Genomic DNA, 16,799 nt, shown 5'->3' on the forward strand with positions numbered 1-16,799 from the left:
TCCGGCGTCGCAATGGGCCATTGGCGAATCTTCCCCTCTTCCCCCGCCCCGGTCAACGCGCCGGCGCGGCGTTGCGCCCTCCTTACTGGGGGCTACTGGGGGGCGCGCTCCAGCAGCCGCCGGATGCCGGTGGGAAGGGCGACCTCGTCCGGGTGGACCCACCGCCCCGGGGGATCGGGCGGAGCATCGGTGCAGAGGAGATAGAGGTGGAGCCGGCGGTGGGTGAGGCGGTGGAGCAGGTCGGGGCGGCGATCCGCCGTCGGTGTGATCGGCTCGATCGGCGGTGTCCACATGCCGCCCCAGATCGCATCCGCCGGGCGCCGCACCATCCAGATGCCGCGCTCGGGATGGCGGTGGATGGAAACGCGCCAGTGCAGATCGCGCACGGCCGCTCCAGCCCGCGCCGGCGCGGGCTGGAGCGGCCGGTCGGCGCCGGCGCAAACGGGCCGCAGCGGGCAGGCGCCGCAGGCGGCGGTGCGCGCCCGGCAGAGGGTGGCGCCGAGCTCCATCATCGCCTGGTTCCACTCGGCGGGGTCGGGCGCGCGCCCGATGGCATGTGAGGCCAGCCGCCACAACGTGCTGTCTGCGGCCGTTGCGGCATCATGCCAGCGGGTCAGCACCCGGCGTACGTTGGCGTCGAGCACCGGCCGGCGTTGTCCGAAGCAGATCGAGGCGATGGCGCCGGCGGTGGAGCGACCGATGCCGGGCAGGGCGAGGATCTCGGCGAACGCTTCGGGGAAGCGCCCGTGATGGCGCTGCATGATCTGCCCGGCCGCGGCGTGGAGCAGCCGCGCCCGCCGGTAGTAGCCCAGCCCCTGCCACGCCTTGAGCACCTCCGCCTCGTCGGCGGCGGCCAGCGTCGGTAGGTCGGGAAACCGCGCCAGCCAGGTATCGAAGCGGGGCAGCACGGTGGCCACCTGGGTCTGCTGCAGCATGACCTCGGAGATCCAGATGCGGTAGGGGTCGCGGGTGCGGCGCCACGGCAGGTCGCGTCGGTGGCGGCGGTACCACGCCGGCAGCGCCGTCTCCGGATCGGTGTCGTATTGATCAGAGTGCAAAACGTCCCTCCATGGACGTGTTGCGATTCGAAGCGTCACATGCCACGGAAGACGAAGCCTCCGGCCACCACCTCGAAGGTGAGGAAGAAGCTGGCCCGATCCAACCCCCAGGCCGAGGGGAGCGGGCGGAAGGGGGCTGCGTCGTGGATCGCCCGGATCGCGCTGTCGTTGAGCGCCGCGATCGGGCTGGGGCGGAGGATCTCCACCGCGGCGAGCGAGCCGTCGCGGTCGATGCTCAGCTTGAGCAGCACGCGGCGATCCTGCTCCGGGTGGTCGGCGTAGTCGGCCTGTCCGGGGCGCCACTGCTCCTCGAGCGCATCGACCAGCGCGTGGGCGTAGGAAGCGTACTTCTCCTCGCGGGTGTTGATCGGGATGTTGGCCTCGCGCCGGGGGAGGTGGCGCGCGCGGGTGCGATCCCGTTGCGGGGAGCGTCGGGCGAAGGGGAGTGCCGATGGCATCAGTTGCGCCAGCGGGATCGGCCGCAGCATCGGCTTGGGTTTGGGCGCCGGCTTCGGCGGCGGCAGGGGCTCGGCCTTTTTGTGTCGGTGCAGTCGCGGTTGCCTCTGCTCCGCCTTCGGTGCCGGCTTGTTGCGCCGTCTCGGGGTCGGCAGCGGCGGGACGCGCGGTGCGGGCAGCGGTCGGGGCGGGGACGGCGGTTGCGGGCGTGGGGTGACCTGTGGGGCGCGGGCGATGCGGTCGATGGTATCGTGCAGCTTGGGTGCGGCCCCCTTCACCGTCTGGTTGGCGATGATCCGCGCCTGGTCGTTGCGCAACCTCTTCTGCCTTTTCGGCTGTTGGAACAGCACCACATCCATGATCCGGGGCTCGCGCCGCACCTCTTTGGGGGGGTGGCCGTGGCGCAGGCCGATGATGGCGATCAGCAGCAGGTGGAGCAGGATGGAGGCGATCAGGGCGCGCAGCAGCAGCGGATCACGGCGGCGCCACCGGGGGAAGGAGGGGGGCAGGGCGGTCGCGTTCACAAGGCGCAATGCTAGGGCGAAAGGTGGCGATCCGCCCGAAACGGTCGTCTCACCTCACGGCCGCCAGTCGGGCGTCGATGTAGCCGGCGATCACCCCGTTGATCCAGCCGGTGGCGGTGGAGAGCAACAGCAGCGGCGGCAGCAGGTAGAAGAGGGCGCGCTGTTGCACGATCAACGTCTCGACCACCGCCACCTGGGTCGCCATGTGGGCGACGGCGCCGGCGAGGCTGATGCCGACCGGCGAGAGGCCGCAGCGCAGCCGCCACAGCGCAGCCATCACCGCCGCCGCGACCAGTGCCGCGACGAGGCTGACCAGGAAGGTGGGGGTGAGCAGCGTGCCGAGGAATAGTGCGCCGAGCACCACCCGGGCGAGGGCGAGCGAGAAGGCGGCGCGGGCGCCGAGCATGGCCAGGGCGAGCAGGGTGCCGATGTTGGCCAGCCCCGGCTTGAACCACGGCCCGAGCGAGGGAAGCAGCGACTCGAACAGCTGCAGTGCTGCGGCGAGCACCAGCAGTGCCAGCCAGCGGTAGCGCCGCCGGAGCAGATCGAGCCGCTCCGCACCACTACTGGCCGAGGGCATCGAAGGGTGGTTGGCGGTCGGCGCGACCAATGATCAGCACCGAGATGCGGTTGGGCAGGCAGACGATCATGTCGCCGCTCTGACGATGCACGCCGCTGGCCACGCACTGCTGGCTGCCGCACGGGGCATGGATCATGCGCACCCCCTCCGGCGCGATGGAGATGCGGGCCGAGCCGAGATCGCCGGTCACCTCCACGATGCGCGCCGGTGTGCCCGGTTGCGGATATGGGTAGCGGGCGATCAGTCGGTTGCCGTGGTAGATGCGCACGCTCTGCGGTAGCGCGGCGGCCTGTTGCGCGGCCAGTCGGAATCCGGCGGCGATGGCCAGCAGCACCAGCAGCAGCAGGATGCGGTCGGCACGGTTGCCCAGGGGTGAGAAGGAGGGGGAGGCGTGGCCGCGGCGCGGCCCCAGGCTCACGACAGAAGCGGCGCGATCACCAGCGAGACGATGGCCATGACGTTGATCAGGATGTTCATCGCCGGGCCGCTGGTATCCTTGAACGGGTCGCCTACGGTGTCGCCGACCACCGTCGCCGCGTGTACCTCCGACCCCTTGCCGCCGTAGTGGCCCTTCTCGACATGCTTCTTGGCGTTGTCCCAGGCGCCGCCGGCATTGGCCATGGTCAACGCCAGCAGCACGCAGGAGAGCAGCGCGCCGCCGAGCATCCCGCCGAGCGCCTCGGCACCGAGGCCGAAGCCGACCACCACCGGCGCGCCGACCGCGAGCAGCCCGGGCAGGATCATCCGCTTGAGCGCAGCAGTGGTGGCGATGTCCACGCAGCGGTCGGTGTCCGGCCGGGCGCTTCCCTCCATCAATCCCGGGATCTCACGAAACTGGCGGCGGATCTCCTTGATCATGTCGAAGGCGGCGTCGCCCACCGCGGTCATGGTGATCGAGCCGATGAAGTAGGGCAGAATGCCACCGAGGAACATGCCGATCAGCATGCGCGGGTTGGTCATCTCCAGCGTGAAGCCGGGGCGGTGGTGGGCGACGGTCTGGGCGTAGGCGGTGATGATGGCCAGCGCGGCCAGCGCCGCCGCGCTGATGGCGAAGCCCTTGCCGATGGCGGCGGTGGTGTTGCCCATCTCGTCGAGCGAGTCGGTGATGCGGCGGGTCTCCTCGCCGAAGCCGGCCATCTCGGCGATGCCGCCGGCGTTGTCGGCCACCGGGCCGTAGGCGTCGATGGCCATGGTGATACCGACGGTGGCCAGCATGCCGACCGCCGCGATGCCCACGCCGTAGAGTCCGCACAGCTGTGACGCGGTGAAGATGACCACGCAGATGGTCAACACCGGCAGCGCCACCGACTCCATGCCGGTGGCCAGGCCGGTGATCATCACCGTGGCCGGTCCGGTCTCCCCCGATTTGGCGAGGTGGTCGACCGGCTTACCGCCGGTGTAGTACTCGGTGACCAGCCCGACGACGATGCCGCCGATGGCGCCGGCGAGCACCGCCCCCCACACCGCCGGGGTGATGCCGGAGGCGGCGATCACCGCGAAGGCGGCGACGATGAAGAGCACCGCCGCGCCGATGGTGCCGATGCGCAGCGCCACGTCGAGCCGCTTGTCGGCGTTGCGGTTGACCAGCGCGATGCCGAGCAGCGAGCAGACGATCCCGGCGGAGGAGAGGGCCAACGGCAAAAACATCAGCGCCTCGCGCCTGCCCAGGGGTGCGACCGCCTCGACGGTCATGGTCGAGGCGATGGCGATGGAGGCGATCATCGCGCCGCAGTAGGACTCGAAGATGTCCGAGCCCATGCCGGCGACGTCGCCGACGTTGTCGCCGACATTGTCGGCGATCACTCCGGGATTGCGCGGATCGTCCTCGGGGATGCCCGCCTCCACCTTGCCCACCAGATCGGCGCCGACATCGGCGCTCTTAGTGTAGATGCCGCCGCCGACGCGGGAGAAGAGCGCCACCGAGGAGGCGCCCATACCGAAGCCGTGGATGGCGTGCGCCGTCTCCGGATCGCCGCCGAAGAGCAGGTAGAGGCAGCCCAGGCCGAGCAGGCCGAGCGCGGCCACGGTCAACCCCATCACCGAACCACCCATGAAAGCGACATTGAGCGCACGGGCCGAGCCCTCGCCGTGGGCGGCCACCGTGGTGCGCACGTTGGCCTGGGTGGCGGCGAACATGCCGCAGTAGCCGGCCAGTGCCGAGCAGCCGGCTCCGAGCAGAAAGGCGAACATGGTCGCGGCCCCCAGCGGGGAGAGCCACAGCGCGATGGCGATCGCCGCGGCGAAGAAGAGGAGGATGGAGTATTCCCGTTTGAGGAAGACCATGGCGCCTTGATGGATCGCCCGGGCGATCTCGACCACCCTGCCGCTGCCGGCGGGCAGGGCCATGATCCTGCGGTAGTAGTAGTAGGCGCAGCCTAAGCCGACGATGCCGAGAAGTGGGGGAAGAAGTTCCGTCATCTGCTACCTGATCGCAACAAGTCCGTCCATGGACTTTCCGGCCGCACGGGAATCGAAGAGCGCGGCCTTCACTGTTGAGCGAAGCCCCGATCAGCCAGACCGAACTGCGCCATCGCAGCGGCTACCGTCCGCCCTTCGGCGGCGTCACCCCATGTGGCGGATCAACGCGTCGCCGAACTCCGAGGTGGAGAGCCTGGTCGCCCCCTCCATCTGACGGTGGAAGTCGTAGGTCACCGTCCTGGCGGCGATGGTGGCGCTGATCGCATGCAAGATGGCGTCGGCGGCCTCGTGCCAGCCGATGTAGCGGAACATCATCTCGCCGGAGAGGATCACCGAAGAGGGGTTGACCATGTTCTTGTCGGCATACTTGGGCGCGGTGCCGTGGGTGGCCTCGAAGATGGCGTGGCCGGTATCGTAGTTGATGTTGGCCCCCGGCGCGATGCCGATGCCGCCGACCTGCGCGGCCAGCGCGTCGGAGAGGTAGTCGCCGTTGAGGTTGAGCGTGGCGATGACGTCGAACTCCGCCGGTCGGGTCAACACCTGCTGCAGGGTGATGTCGGCGATCGCATCCTTGATCACGATGCCGTTGGGCAGCCGGCACCACGGCCCGCCGTCGATCTCTTCAGCATCGAACTCCCGTTTGGCCAGCGCATAGCCCCAGTTGCGGAAGCCGCCCTCGGTGAACTTCATGATGTTGCCCTTGTGCACCAGGGTGACGCTCTTGCGCTTGTTGTCGATGGCGTAGCGGATCGCCGCGCGGATCAGCCGCTCGCTGCCTTCGCGCGACACCGGCTTGATGCCGATGGCGCTGCTCTCGGGGAAGCGGATTTTGGCCACACCCATCTGCCGCCGCAGGAAGTCGATCACCCGGCGGGCATCATCGCTCTCGGCCGGCCACTCGATGCCGGCGTAGATGTCCTCGGTGTTCTCGCGGAAGATGACCATGTCCACCGCCTCGGGGTGCTTCACCGGGCTGGGGACGCCGGGGAAGTACTTGACCGGCCGCAGGCAGACATAGAGATCGAGCTGCTGGCGCAGCGCCACGTTGAGCGAGGTGATGCCGCCACCGATCGGGGTGGTCAGCGGCCCCTTGATGCCGACCAGGTATTCGCGGAAGCCCTCCAGGGTTTCGGCGGGCAGCCAGCCGTCGTCCCGCCGCCCGGAGCGCTCCCACGCCTTCTCACCGGCGAAGAGCTCCATCCAGGCGATCTTGCGTCGATCGCCGTATGCGGCGGCCACCGCGGCATCGAGCACCCGCTGCGCCGCCGCCCAGATGTCCCGCCCAGTGCCGTCCCCTTCGATGAAGGCGATGATCGGCTTCTCGGGCACCTGCAGCCGGCCATCGCGGCCCATGGTGATCTTCTCGCCGAACGGCGGGGGGGTGACGCTCTGGCTCATCGGTCGGGTTTCCTTTCCTCGGAGTGTTGATGGAATCGCAAAAAGTCCGTCCGTGGACTCTTTGGCTGTACGGCGATCGAAGAGCACGCTCTTCGATCCTCTTACAAATCAATCACTTGCTTACGCAGGCTCTTGATTTGCGCGGCCGTCCATGGTCGCGATGATGGCTTCTTGCGAAGCCGTCATTGTTGTTGCATGCGGGTGGCGCGACGTTGTTGCATGCGGATGGCGCGACGGGCCAGGTTGCGGGCGACACGGGCCTTGGCACGGGCCTCGTCGAAGCGGTGGCCTGCGAGCAGCAGGCTCGCCTGATGCAGAGCGGCGTCGGCCTTCTTCACCATCCCGGCCGCGGCGCTCTCCGCGGGGGGGTGGAGCCGGTGGGCCGCCTGCAGCGCCGCCCGCGCCTCGGCCATCATCTGTACCGGCGGCTGGTGTTTGACACAGCCGGCGGCGATCAGCAGGGCGGCGATCAGCAGGGGGTATCGGGCCATCGGCCGACCGTCCCGCTCAGCGCTGCTCCAGCTTTTGCAGGAAGTCGTAGACGAAATCGTTGAGCTTGGTGGTGGTCTCCTCCAGCCTTTTGGCTGCGGTCAGCATCTCCTGCGATGCCTCCCCGGTCTCCTCGGCGGCGCGGGTCACATCGGCCATGTTCTCAGTCACCTGCACCACCGAGTCGTTGGCGTTGGCGATGCTGGCGGCGATCTCCTGGGTCGCCTCCTGCTGCTGGTCGGCCTCGGAGGTGATCTGCCCGGTGATATTGACCACCTCGGCGATGGTGTCGGCGATGGCGTGGATCGCCTCGGTGCTCTGATCGCTCTCCGCCTGCAGCCGCTTGATCTGACGCGAGATCTGATCGGTGGCCTGCGCCGTCTGGTTGGCCAGGTCCTTCACTTCGCCGGCCACCACGGCGAAGCCGCGCCCCGCCTCGCCGGCGCGTGCCGCCTCGATCGAGGCGTTGAGCGCCAGCAGGTTGGTCTGCTCGGCGATCTCGGAGATCAGCTCCACCACATCTCCGATCTCCTTGGTCGCCTTGCCCAGCTCGCCGACGGTGGCGCGGGTGGCGTTGGCCTGCTCGATCGCCCGGTTGACAATCTTGCCCGCCTCGACGATGTGCTCCCCCTCGAGCGCAATCGAGGCGGTCAGCTCCTCGGCGGCGGCGGCGACGGTGCCGACGTTGTTCGCCGCCACCTGCGCCCCCTCGGTCGAGCTGGCCGCGCGGTTCTTCGAGTTCTCCGCGCTTTCGGCCAGATGGCCCGCCTGCCGCTCGATCGCGCCGGAGACCTGAGCCATCTCCTCCACCACCCCCTTGATCCGCTCCTCGAAGTCGGCCAGCGCCTTCTGCGTCTCCTGCGCCTTGCGGGTGAAGTCGGCCACCGAGTTGAGGTTGGCGTTGACCGCATCGCCGGTGCGCTTCATCTCCAGCGAGAGGCCACGGGTGTCGACGCGGCGATCGAGATCGCCTCTGCTCATCGCCTCGAGGCTGGAGGTGATCTCCATCATGAAGGCCTCCATGTTGTCCCCCAGCCGGTTGATCCGGTGGGAGAGCTGGCCGATCTCGTCGTTGCACATGATCGGCTGCACCCGGGGCGCCATCAGCCTGTGGGCCCATTCGTCCATCACCGCCAGCAGCCGGCTGATGCGGCGGCCGATCACCGTGTTGAAGGTGATCTGGGTGATCAGCCCGACCAGGATGACGGCGACGATCATCCCCCAGAGGTTGTGCAGCATGTCGCCGATGCCGGCGTCCACGCCGGTGAAGCGGCGGTCCATCTCATCCTTCTGGAACTTGACCACCCGCGAGAGCGAGCCGACCAGATCGTGCCCCTTCTCGTTGAGCCTGGCGATCGCCTCCGACAGCGCCTTGGCATCTCCCGCCTCGCGCGCCTCGCCGACCGCATCGGCCAGCTCGACCAGGTTGTTGAACTCGGTGGCCACATCCTGCAGCCGGCCGAGCGCCGCCTGGATGTTGTCGTTCATCTCCATGTCGCCGTAGCGGTTGAGCATCTCGCCGATGTCGTCGTAGAACTTCTCCACCACCGTATCGGCGTCGTCGCCGATCTTCTCGTCGCCGGTTGTGGCGGCCAGGGCCAGTTGGTTCTGCGCCTCGAGCACATGCATCTGCAACCTGGTGGTGGCCATGATGTCGCCGATCGACGACTCCTTGGCCTCGTGCATCTCCACGGTCACCTCCTTGGCTTCGTGGATGGAGAGGAGGGTGAGCCCGACGATGACCAGGGTGATGAAGGTGAAGGCGATGGCGGTCATCCGGCGCAGCGGGATGCGCAGCGGGAAGCCGATCAGCCCCTCCTCCCTCAGGATCTTTCTGCATTTGCGCATCAACTTCATCGGGTACCCCCCGTCGGTCTGCGGTCGTTCAACCGGCCTGCTTCGCCGCCTCGGGATGGGCCAGGGCGTAGAGCGGGCTCTCCCGGTACATCTTGTCGATCTGCTCCGGCGTCAGCCGGGCGCGCTCCTCGAGCGTCCCTTCGGCGGCGGAGAGGCTCTTGTAGAGGGCGTCCATCTCCTGGATCTTCTCCCGAGTCATCTTGCGCCGCACGGCGAAGTAGCCGGTGATCCGCCCCTCGGCGTCGCGCTGCGGGGTCATGGTGACGTCGACCCAGTAGGTGTCGCCGTTCTTGCAGCGGTTCTTCACCTGGCCGCGCCACTCCTTGCCCTGCGCGAGGGTGTCCCAACACCAGGCGAAGGCGATGCAGGGCATGTCGGGGTGGCGGACGATGCTGTGGGGCGCGCCGACCAGCTCGTCGGCGGAGTAGCCGGAGATGCGGCAGAAGACGTCGTTGGCGTAGGTGATGACCCCCTTGAGGTCGGTCTTGGAGCAGATCCACTCGTCGTCACGCATCGAGTCGTTGACCTTGTTGGTGACGGGAAGATTCACGCGCATGGACGACCCTCCTTGGGTTGATCGGGCTGCAACCATACGTGAAGGCGGCGCAACTTCAACACCCCGAACGGCCGGGGGAAATGGAGCCCGGCCGCCGTCTTGGCCGCCGACGACAGGGGCTCCTCCGCATCCATGCGGCGGCGGGCGGAGCCCATTGTTGCGCATGGGATGCTAATCCTCCATGGCTTCCAGCCAGTTGGGCAGATCGGCGCTGTTCAGGACACTAACCCCGAGCTCCCGGGCACGGGTCAGTTTGCCCCCCGCCCGCTCCCCGGCGATCACCAGATCGGTGCGGGCGGAGACCGAGGAGGAGAGCGCCGCGCCCAGGGCGCGCAGCCGCTGCTCCAGCGCGCGCCTGCTCCACCCTTCGATGGTACCGGTGACCACGATCCGCCTGCCGGCGAGCGGTCGGGGGGCGTCGGCGCCCCCTTCGGCCACTTGTGGACGCACCCCGAGCCCGGCCAGCTCGTCGAGCAGGCGCCGGTTGCGCGGCTCGGAGAAGAAGTCCCGGATCGCCCGGGCCACCGCCTCGCCGATGCCGTCGATGGCGGTGAGCGCATCGATCGGGGCCGCCTGCAACCGCTCCAGCGAGGGGAAGCGGCCGGCCAGCGCACGGGCGGTGGCCGCGCCGACGTGGCGGATGCCGAGCGCGAAGAGAAAACGTTCCAGCGGCCGGCTCTTGCTCGCCTCGACCGCCTGCCGCAGATTGGCGATCTTCTTCTCGCCCATCCCCTCCCATTCGGCGATCCGGCTCCACGGCAGCCGGTAGAGGTCGGCGATCGAGGTCACCATCCCCTCGTCCACCAGGCGGGTCAGCAGTTTCCTACCCAGCCCGTCGATATCCATCGCCTCGCGCGAGACGAAGTGGCGGCAGTGCTGCAGCAGTTGCGCCGGGCAGGAGATGTTGTCGCAGCGGATCGCCACCTCGCCGGTCGCGCGCCGGGTGCGGGCGCCGCAGGCGGGGCAGGTCTCCGGCGCGTCAGGTGGTTCGGCGCGCGTTCCCTCCCGGCCGAGCGAGCGGACGATCTCCGGGATCACCTCGCCGGCGCGGCGCACCACCACCCGATCGCCGGGGCGGACATCCTTGCGCCGCAGCTCGTCGATGTTGTGCAGTGTTGCGTGGGTCACCGTCACCCCGGCCACCGCCACCGGATCGAGATCGGCCACCGGCGTGAGCACGCCGGTGCGCCCCACCTGCCAGCGGATCGCCGCCACGCGGGTGGTCGCCTCCTCGGCGGCGAACTTGCGCGCGATCGCCCAGCGCGGCGCCCGGGCCAGCGCGCCGACCCGCTGCTGCTGCGCGAAGTCGTTGAGTTTGAACACCAGCCCGTCGATGTCGTAGGGGAGGCTGTGGCGCAGCTCCCGCTCCCAGCGGGCGACCAACGCCACGATCTCGTCGATGGTGGCGCACTTCTGCCACGGCTGGACCGGAAGGCCACACCCCCGCAGCCAGGCAAGCAGCCCCTCCTGATTGGCCGCCGGGATCGCCTCCAGCCCCGCGCCCACCGCGTAGGCGAAGAAGCGCAGGCCGCGCCCGGCGGTGACGCGGGGGTCGCGCTGGCGCAGCGAGCCGGCGGCGGCGTTGCGCGGGTTGGCGAACGGGGCGGCGCCCTCCGCCCGGCGCTCCCGGTTGAGCCGGGTGAAGGTGGGGCGGTCCATCAGCACCTCGCCGCGTATCTCCAGCTCCGGAGGGGGCTCGCCCCGCAGCCGCCAGGGGATGTCGGCGATGGTGCGGGCGTTGGCGGTGACATCCTCCCCCTGCGTGCCGTCACCGCGGGTGGCGGCGCAGACCAGCCGCCCGTCGATGTAGGTCAGGTTGACGGCCAGCCCGTCGATCTTCGGCTCGACGACGTATTCGCAATCGGCTCCGTCGCCGAGCAGGGTGCGCAGCCGCCGGTCGAAGGCGGCCATCTCGGCGTCGCTGAAGGCGTTCTCCAGTGAGAGCATCGCCACCTTGTGGCGGCGGGGGGTGAATCGGGTTGAAGGCGGCGCGCCGACCGTCTGCGTCGGCGAATCGGGAGGGATCGGCAGCCCCGCCTCCGTCTCCAACCGTTGCAGCCGGCGCAGCAGCGCGTCGTACTCGGCGTCGCTGATCGTCGGTGCGTCGTCGATGTAGTAGCGGTGGTTGTGCTCCTGCAGCTGCCGCCGCAGCTCGATGATCTCCCGCTCCAGCCCTCCGCGTTCCGCCACCCGGTCGGGATCCGCTGCGGGGGGGCTATTTCCTCGGCGGCTGGACCACGGCGAAGACCTGGTCCCCCTTGCGGTCGATCAGTACGCGCAGTGCCTCCCCCTTCTCCAGCAGCCGCTCGAAGCGGCGGAAGTCGCGCACGTCGTCGATCGGCGTGCCGTTGATGCGGTAGATGACGTCCCCTCGCTCCAGGCCGGCGCGTGCCGCCGGCGAGCCGCGCAGCACCCGCTCCACCACCACGCCGTGGTCAACGCGGGCATGCAGCCGCTCGCGCGTGTCGCGATCGAGGGTGGAGACCGCCACCCCCACCGGGTGGCGTCCGCCCGCCGCGCCGCCCGGGGTGGTCTGATCCTCGGGCATCTCCTCCAGCTCCACCGGCAGGTCGAGCAGCCGGCCGTCGCGGATGATGCGCACGATCACCCGGTCTCCGGGGTGGTGGCGGGCGATGCGGATCGGCAGATCGTGTGCATGCTTCACCGGCTTGCCGTCGAGCGCCACGATCACGTCGCCGGCGCGCAGACCTGCGCGGTCGGCGGCGCTGCCCGCCTCGACCTGCGGCACCAGTGCACCCTCGCGGTTGGGCAGGCCGAGCGCCTTCTGCGTCTCCTTGTCGATGTCGGCGATGACCACGCCGAGCCGGGCGCGCTCGACATGGCCGGTCCGTTTGAGATCGTCGAGCACCGAACGGGCCAGGTTGATCGGGATGGCGAAGCCGATGCCGTTGCTGCCGCCGCTGCGGGTGATGATCGAGGTGTTGATGCCGATCACCTCGCCCTCGATGTTGAACAGCGGCCCTCCGGAGTTGCCCGGGTTGATCGCCGCGTCGGTCTGGATGAAGTTGTCGTAGGGGCCGGCGCCGATCACCCGCCCCTTGGCCGAGACGATGCCGGCGGTGACCGTCTGCTCCAGGCCGAACGGGTTGCCGATGGCCACCACCCAGTCGCCGACGCGCAGCTTGTCGGAGTCACCCATGGTCACCGGCCGGAAGTTGTGCCCCTCCACCTTGATCAGGGCGACGTCGAGCTTGGCGTCGGTGCCGATCACCTTCGCCGGCAGCTCGGTCTCGTCCTTGAGCTTGACCATGATCTCGTCGGCGCCCTCGATCACATGGTTGTTGGTCAGGATGTAGCCGTCGCGTGAGATGATGAATCCAGAGCCGAGGGCATGGGTCTCCCGCGGGGGCATCTGGTTGAAGAACTGCTGGAAGAACTGGTCGAACGGCGTGCCGCGGAAGGGGGAGGGGCCGAAGCCGTGGCCCGGCAGGCGGGGGCGCACCAGCTTGGTGGTGCTGATGTTGACCACCGATCTGGACTGGGCGGCGGCCAGGTCGGCGAAGCTGTTCGGCAGGGCATGGGCGGCCGGCGCCGGAAGCAGGACCGGCAGGGCGGTGAGGAAGAGCAGCGGTGCAGGTCTCACGATGGCATCCCCTCTTCGTGTCGGTTGGGCGCAACCCTTGGCCTTTCCGGGTGAAGCGTCAATGAAGCGGGGGGCTCTCGTGCCCTTTGCCCCCGGAAGGCGGCCCGCAGCGCGCCACCATGCGGATGGCGCCGGTCGGATGGATGGCGCGGGCGGCCCGCCAGGCGGCGGCGACCCCCGCGCCGGCGCCAAGCAGAAAGGCGGGGTTGGCCGGCAGATCGAGTGCGCCGGCCGTCCAGACGGCCAGCCCGCCACCGAGAAAAAGCGCGGTCAGTGGCAGTCCGTAGAGCAGCAACGCGGCGATCAGCAGCGTGCGGTCGGGCAGCTCCACCTCGACCAGATCACCCGGCACCGCCCCGAGGGTGTTGGTGGTGCGCAGCCTGAGCGTCCGCGTGCTCCACGCGCCCAGCGTCGAACAGGAGGACTCCCCGGCACAACCGCCGCAGGCCGACTGACGCACCCCCTGCAGCAGCGCCGTCGTGCCCTTGACGGCGATCACCCGCAGCCTGCTGCGCACAGCTACATCCAACCCGATTCGCGCAGCGAGACGACCATCTTCCCGGCGACGATGAAGTGGTCGAGCAGCTGCAGCTCGAGCGGTTCGGCCGCCTGGGCGATGCGGCGGGTGATCGCGCGGTCGGCCTCGCTCGGCTGCGGAGTTCCCGCCGGGTGGTTGTGGAACAGCAGCATGCCGCGGGCGTCGAGCTCCAGCGCCCGCTTGAGCAGGTTGCGCGGGTAGACGGCGGCGCGATCGACGGTCCCCTCGAAGAGGATCTCGCTGGCGATCGGGTGGTGGCGCTGGTCGGTGAAGATGGCGCCGAAGCACTCCATGGTGCGCCCCTGCAGCAGCAGGCGCAGGTGGTCGCGCACCCGCTCCGGCCGGTCGAACACCGGCCGCTCGGGGAGCCCGGATGCGAGATAGCGGCACGCCGCCTGCCGGATCAGGCGCAGAAAGGAGGCGGCCTGCAGCCCCATCCCCTCCTCCTGGCGCAGCTCGTCGAGGCCGGCGTCGAACACCCCGGCCAGTGTGCCGAAGCGGGCCAGCAGTCGCTTGGCGATCGGCTTGACGTCGCGCCGCGGGATGGCGTAGGTGAGCAGCAGCTCGATCACCTCGTAGTCGTGGAATCCAGCCAGCCCGTGCTCCAGCCAGCGCGCCCGCAGCCGTCGGCGGTGGCCGTGGACGCTGGTGTCGGCGGCACTATTCGGCATTTTCCCTCCAGCGTCGGGCGAGGTAGCGACGAAGGCCGGGGGTCTGGTGGATCTGGCCGTGGCCATCGACCACCATCCCCTCCATGCCCAGCCGCTCGATCAGCGGCAGGCCGGCCGGGCCGAGAACGAACAACGCCGTGCTCCAGCCGTCGGCGCGGGTGGCATCGTCGGCGATCACCGTGGCGCTCATCGCCCGTCGCGCCGGCCGGCCGCTGGTCGGGTCGAGGATGTGGTGGTAGCGCCTGCCGTGGACGATGACGAACCGTTCATAGTCGCCGGAGGTTACCACGCTGCGATCTCCTTCCAACTCGAGGGCGGCGACCACCGCGCCGGGCCGACGCGGATGGCGGATGCCGATGCGCCATTTGCGCGCGCCGTGGCGGCCGAGGATGCGCATGTCGCCGCCGGCGTTGATGATGGCGTTGGCGATGTGGTGTGCCTTGAGCACGGCGATGCCGCGGTCGATGGCGTAGCCCTTGGCGATGCCGCCGAAATCGAGCCGGCAGCGGGGATCGCGCCGCCGCCAGCGGTCGCCCTGCCGGTCGAAGCAGCGGCGCGGCGGGCGCTGTGCGGCGATCTGCCGGGCGGTGGGCAGCGGCCGGTTGCGCGGACGGTCGGAGGAGAAGCCCCACAGCGCGTTGAGTCCGCCGAGGCCGGGGTGGAAGGCGCCGCCGCTTTGGCGCTGGATCTCGATGCTGATGGCCAGCAGCCGGCCCACCTCGTCCGGCAGCGGGGCTTCGTCCCGGTTGAAGCGGCGCACCGGGCTGTCGTGGGCGGTGGTGAAGCGCGCCTCCACCCGGCCCATCTCGCGCGCGGCGGCGGCGATGGCCCGCTCGGCCGCATTGCGCGGCGCGCCGAAGATGGTGAACTCGACCAGCGTGCCCATCATGTAGCGTGTCTGGTGGACCGGCGGCGGCGCATCGGCGCTGCAGCCGCCGAAAAGCAGCGCGGGGGAGAGGGTGAGCAGGAGTATGAACGAACGCATCACGGCGCCACTCTCACCGCCTGCGGCTTGCCGCGCCACTCCGGCGGGGGTAGGATGAGCTTCGGGTCGGATCGCCAACGGTTCGACCTGCGGGGCGTTCCGCCCGAGGGAAGGGACAGGCACGGTCGCCGCCTTTCCCTGACAAATCAACTCCACGGAGGCATCCGCATGCCGATCACCATCACCCCGGCCGCCGCCGAGAAGATCGCCGCGCTCAAACAGCAGGGCTATCAGGATATGCATCTGCGCATCTTCGTCAGCGGCGGCGGTTGCTCCGGCTTCCAGTACGGCTTCACCTTCGATGAGGCGATCAACGAGAACGACACCATCGCCGAGTCGGGCGGCGTCAAGCTGCTGATCGACGCCATGAGCCTGGAGCTGCTGCGCGGCGCCGAGGTCGATTACCGTTCGGATGTCAACGGCGAGTCGTTCGTCATCCGCAACCCCAACGCCGCCTCGACCTGCGGCTGCGGCAAGTCGTTCACCCCATCCGAGCGCGGAGGTTGCGCCCACGCGGGATAGCCCGGCGAATGGTGCAAGCCGGGTGCCGGGTGGTTACCGCGGATGAACGCCTTGGAAGTCGATGAGTTGCGCAAGTGCTACCGCCCCGGGCGGGTGGCGCTGGAGGGGTTGTCGCTCACCGTGGCGCGCGGCGGCTTCTACGCCCTGCTCGGCCCCAACGGCGCCGGCAAGAGCACGCTGATCAACATCCTGGCCGACACCGTCCGCCCCACATCCGGGCGGGTGCGGCTCTTTGGCGACGATCTGTTCCGCCACCGCATCCGCTGCAAGCGGCGGATGGGGGTGGTGCCGCAGGAGGCGGCCTTCGACCCCTTCTTCACCCCGCGCGAGATCCTCTCCATCACCAGCGGCCTCTACGGCTGCAGGCCCGATCGCCGCTGGATCGAGACCCTGCTCGATGCGCTCGATCTGGCCGCCCACGCCGACAGGAACACCCGCCAGCTCTCCGGCGGCATGCGCCGGCGGCTGCTGGTCGCCCAGGCGCTGGTGCACAGGCCGGAGCTGGTCATTCTCGATGAGCCGACCGCCGGCGTCGATGTCGAGCTGCGGCGGCGGCTGTGGGAATTCATGCGCCGGCTCAATCGCGAGGGGACCACCATCCTGCTCACCACCCACTACCTGGAGGAGGCCGAGCAGCTGTGCGACGGCGTGGCGATCATCGACCAGGGCCGGCTGCTGACCGCGGGTGCGATGCGTACCTTGATGGAGCAGGTGGCGACCAGCTGGCTGGTGCTCTCGTTCGGGCAGAGGGTGGCGCAGGCGGCGCTGGCGCGCGAGCCGCGGCTGGCGCCGTTCGGGCCGGAGGCCGACGGGGAGGGGCGGCTTCGGCTGCGGCTGATGCGCAACCCCTCCAACTTCCACGACGCCTACCAGGCGGCGACGGCCTGTTTCGGCCCACCGGTCGACGCCACCATCGAGCACGAGGATCTGGAGGATGTCTTCCTGCGGCTGACCGGGGGGTGAGCCGCCGCGCTTGTCGATGGCGGCTGATCCCCTGCTTGCCTTTCGCCCCCGCTCTCCTAACCTGTGGTGCCGGTCCGGTTCCGGATGGGGATGCCCCTCCTCCGGAAGCGATCCTGCCGCCTGTGCTCTTCGATCTCCGTCGAGCAAAAAGTCCACGGACGGACTTTTTGCGATTCGATC

16 protein-coding genes are annotated in these 16,799 nt (G+C 69.5%); 2 read left to right on the top strand and 14 right to left on the bottom strand.

Annotated elements, in window-relative coordinates:
* Window positions 1-92: 92 nt before the first annotated feature.
* The 14 genes from D6682_04115 to D6682_04180 form a co-directional block, all read right to left on the bottom strand.
* Entirely contained in the window at window positions 93-935 is an 843-nt protein-coding gene (locus D6682_04115) for an A/G-specific adenine glycosylase (GenBank protein ID RMH51609.1), read from the bottom strand.
* A 158-nt stretch (window positions 936-1,093) separates the two neighbouring features.
* On the bottom strand, window positions 1,094-2,038 hold the full coding sequence (locus D6682_04120; GenBank protein ID RMH51579.1) for a TonB C-terminal domain-containing protein: 945 nt from the start codon (window positions 2,036-2,038) through the stop codon (window positions 1,094-1,096).
* A 49-nt stretch (window positions 2,039-2,087) separates the two neighbouring features.
* On the bottom strand, window positions 2,088-2,618 hold the full coding sequence (locus D6682_04125) for a hypothetical protein (GenBank protein RMH51580.1): 531 nt from the start codon (window positions 2,616-2,618) through the stop codon (window positions 2,088-2,090).
* Window positions 2,602-3,036: a hypothetical protein gene (locus D6682_04130; protein RMH51581.1), complete on the bottom strand. Its 435-nt coding sequence runs from the start codon at window positions 3,034-3,036 to the stop codon at window positions 2,602-2,604. The genes D6682_04125 and D6682_04130 overlap by 17 nt, the downstream gene beginning before the upstream one ends.
* On the bottom strand, window positions 3,033-5,036 hold the full coding sequence (locus D6682_04135) for a sodium-translocating pyrophosphatase (protein ID RMH51582.1): 2,004 nt from the start codon (window positions 5,034-5,036) through the stop codon (window positions 3,033-3,035). Before D6682_04135 ends, D6682_04130 begins: the two co-directional genes overlap by 4 nt.
* Before the next feature lie 144 nt (window positions 5,037-5,180).
* The gene (locus D6682_04140; GenBank protein RMH51583.1) at window positions 5,181-6,434 is read right to left on the bottom strand and encodes an NADP-dependent isocitrate dehydrogenase; all 1,254 of its coding nucleotides are present in this window, start codon (window positions 6,432-6,434) and stop codon (window positions 5,181-5,183) included.
* Window positions 6,435-6,616: 182 nt separating this feature from the next.
* Window positions 6,617-6,925 carry a DUF4398 domain-containing protein gene (locus tag D6682_04145; protein ID RMH51584.1) on the bottom strand — a complete coding sequence of 103 codons (309 nt, stop codon included), beginning with the start codon at window positions 6,923-6,925 and terminating at the stop codon, window positions 6,617-6,619.
* Window positions 6,926-6,941: 16 nt separating this feature from the next.
* Window positions 6,942-8,780, bottom strand: coding sequence for a hypothetical protein (locus D6682_04150; protein RMH51585.1), 1,839 nt, complete (start codon window positions 8,778-8,780; stop codon window positions 6,942-6,944).
* A 28-nt stretch (window positions 8,781-8,808) separates the two neighbouring features.
* The gene (locus D6682_04155; protein RMH51586.1) at window positions 8,809-9,501 is read right to left on the bottom strand and encodes a PAS domain S-box protein; all 693 of its coding nucleotides are present in this window, start codon (window positions 9,499-9,501) and stop codon (window positions 8,809-8,811) included.
* A gap of 6 nt (window positions 9,502-9,507) precedes the next feature.
* Window positions 9,508-11,526: an NAD-dependent DNA ligase LigA gene (ligA, locus tag D6682_04160; protein RMH51587.1), complete on the bottom strand. Its 2,019-nt coding sequence runs from the start codon at window positions 11,524-11,526 to the stop codon at window positions 9,508-9,510.
* Between the two features lie 25 nt (window positions 11,527-11,551).
* Complete coding sequence (locus D6682_04165; protein ID RMH51588.1) at window positions 11,552-12,940, bottom strand: DegQ family serine endoprotease; 1,389 nt, start codon at window positions 12,938-12,940, stop codon at window positions 11,552-11,554.
* A 58-nt stretch (window positions 12,941-12,998) separates the two neighbouring features.
* Window positions 12,999-13,475 carry a hypothetical protein gene (locus tag D6682_04170; protein RMH51610.1) on the bottom strand — a complete coding sequence of 159 codons (477 nt, stop codon included), beginning with the start codon at window positions 13,473-13,475 and terminating at the stop codon, window positions 12,999-13,001.
* Window positions 13,460-14,215 carry a DNA repair protein RadC gene (gene radC, locus D6682_04175; GenBank protein ID RMH51589.1) on the bottom strand — a complete coding sequence of 252 codons (756 nt, stop codon included), beginning with the start codon at window positions 14,213-14,215 and terminating at the stop codon, window positions 13,460-13,462. The genes D6682_04170 and radC overlap by 16 nt, the downstream gene beginning before the upstream one ends.
* Complete coding sequence (locus tag D6682_04180; protein RMH51611.1) at window positions 14,139-15,134, bottom strand: FAD:protein FMN transferase; 996 nt, start codon at window positions 15,132-15,134, stop codon at window positions 14,139-14,141. The genes radC and D6682_04180 overlap by 77 nt, the downstream gene beginning before the upstream one ends.
* A 168-nt stretch (window positions 15,135-15,302) precedes the next feature.
* On the opposite strand from D6682_04180, the gene erpA reads away from it, so the two are divergent.
* Both erpA and D6682_04190 read left to right on the top strand, forming a co-directional pair.
* On the top strand, window positions 15,303-15,656 hold the full coding sequence (erpA, locus tag D6682_04185) for an iron-sulfur cluster insertion protein ErpA (GenBank protein ID RMH51590.1): 354 nt from the start codon (window positions 15,303-15,305) through the stop codon (window positions 15,654-15,656).
* A gap of 42 nt (window positions 15,657-15,698) precedes the next feature.
* Complete coding sequence (locus D6682_04190) at window positions 15,699-16,619, top strand: ABC transporter ATP-binding protein (GenBank protein RMH51591.1); 921 nt, start codon at window positions 15,699-15,701, stop codon at window positions 16,617-16,619.
* Window positions 16,620-16,799 lie beyond the last annotated feature (180 nt).

It is taken from the genome of Zetaproteobacteria bacterium (genome assembly GCA_003696765.1).
In the GTDB taxonomy this organism is placed as follows: Bacteria; Pseudomonadota; Zetaproteobacteria; order Mariprofundales; family J009; genus RFFX01.

What these genes read in the sequence shown, in the direction of transcription:
- radC (RMH51589.1), bottom strand. Translation starts at nt 14,215, where the DNA reads ATGGCCACGGCCAGATCCACCAGACCCCCGGCCTTCGTCGCTACCTCG.
- D6682_04180 (RMH51611.1), bottom strand. Translation starts at nt 15,134, where the DNA reads ATGCGTTCGTTCATACTCCTGCTCACCCTCTCCCCCGCGCTGCTTTTC.
- D6682_04135 (RMH51582.1), bottom strand. Translation starts at nt 5,036, where the DNA reads ATGACGGAACTTCTTCCCCCACTTCTCGGCATCGTCGGCTTAGGCTGC.
- D6682_04140 (RMH51583.1), bottom strand. Translation starts at nt 6,434, where the DNA reads ATGAGCCAGAGCGTCACCCCCCCGCCGTTCGGCGAGAAGATCACCATG.
- D6682_04125 (RMH51580.1), bottom strand. Translation starts at nt 2,618, where the DNA reads ATGCCCTCGGCCAGTAGTGGTGCGGAGCGGCTCGATCTGCTCCGGCGG.
- D6682_04155 (RMH51586.1), bottom strand. Translation starts at nt 9,501, where the DNA reads ATGCGCAACAATGGGCTCCGCCCGCCGCCGCATGGATGCGGAGGAGCC.
- D6682_04145 (RMH51584.1), bottom strand. Translation starts at nt 6,925, where the DNA reads ATGGCCCGATACCCCCTGCTGATCGCCGCCCTGCTGATCGCCGCCGGC.
- erpA (RMH51590.1), top strand. Translation starts at nt 15,303, where the DNA reads ATGCCGATCACCATCACCCCGGCCGCCGCCGAGAAGATCGCCGCGCTC.
- D6682_04190 (RMH51591.1), top strand. Translation starts at nt 15,699, where the DNA reads ATGAACGCCTTGGAAGTCGATGAGTTGCGCAAGTGCTACCGCCCCGGG.
- D6682_04150 (RMH51585.1), bottom strand. Translation starts at nt 8,780, where the DNA reads ATGAAGTTGATGCGCAAATGCAGAAAGATCCTGAGGGAGGAGGGGCTG.
- D6682_04115 (RMH51609.1), bottom strand. Translation starts at nt 935, where the DNA reads ATGCTGCAGCAGACCCAGGTGGCCACCGTGCTGCCCCGCTTCGATACC.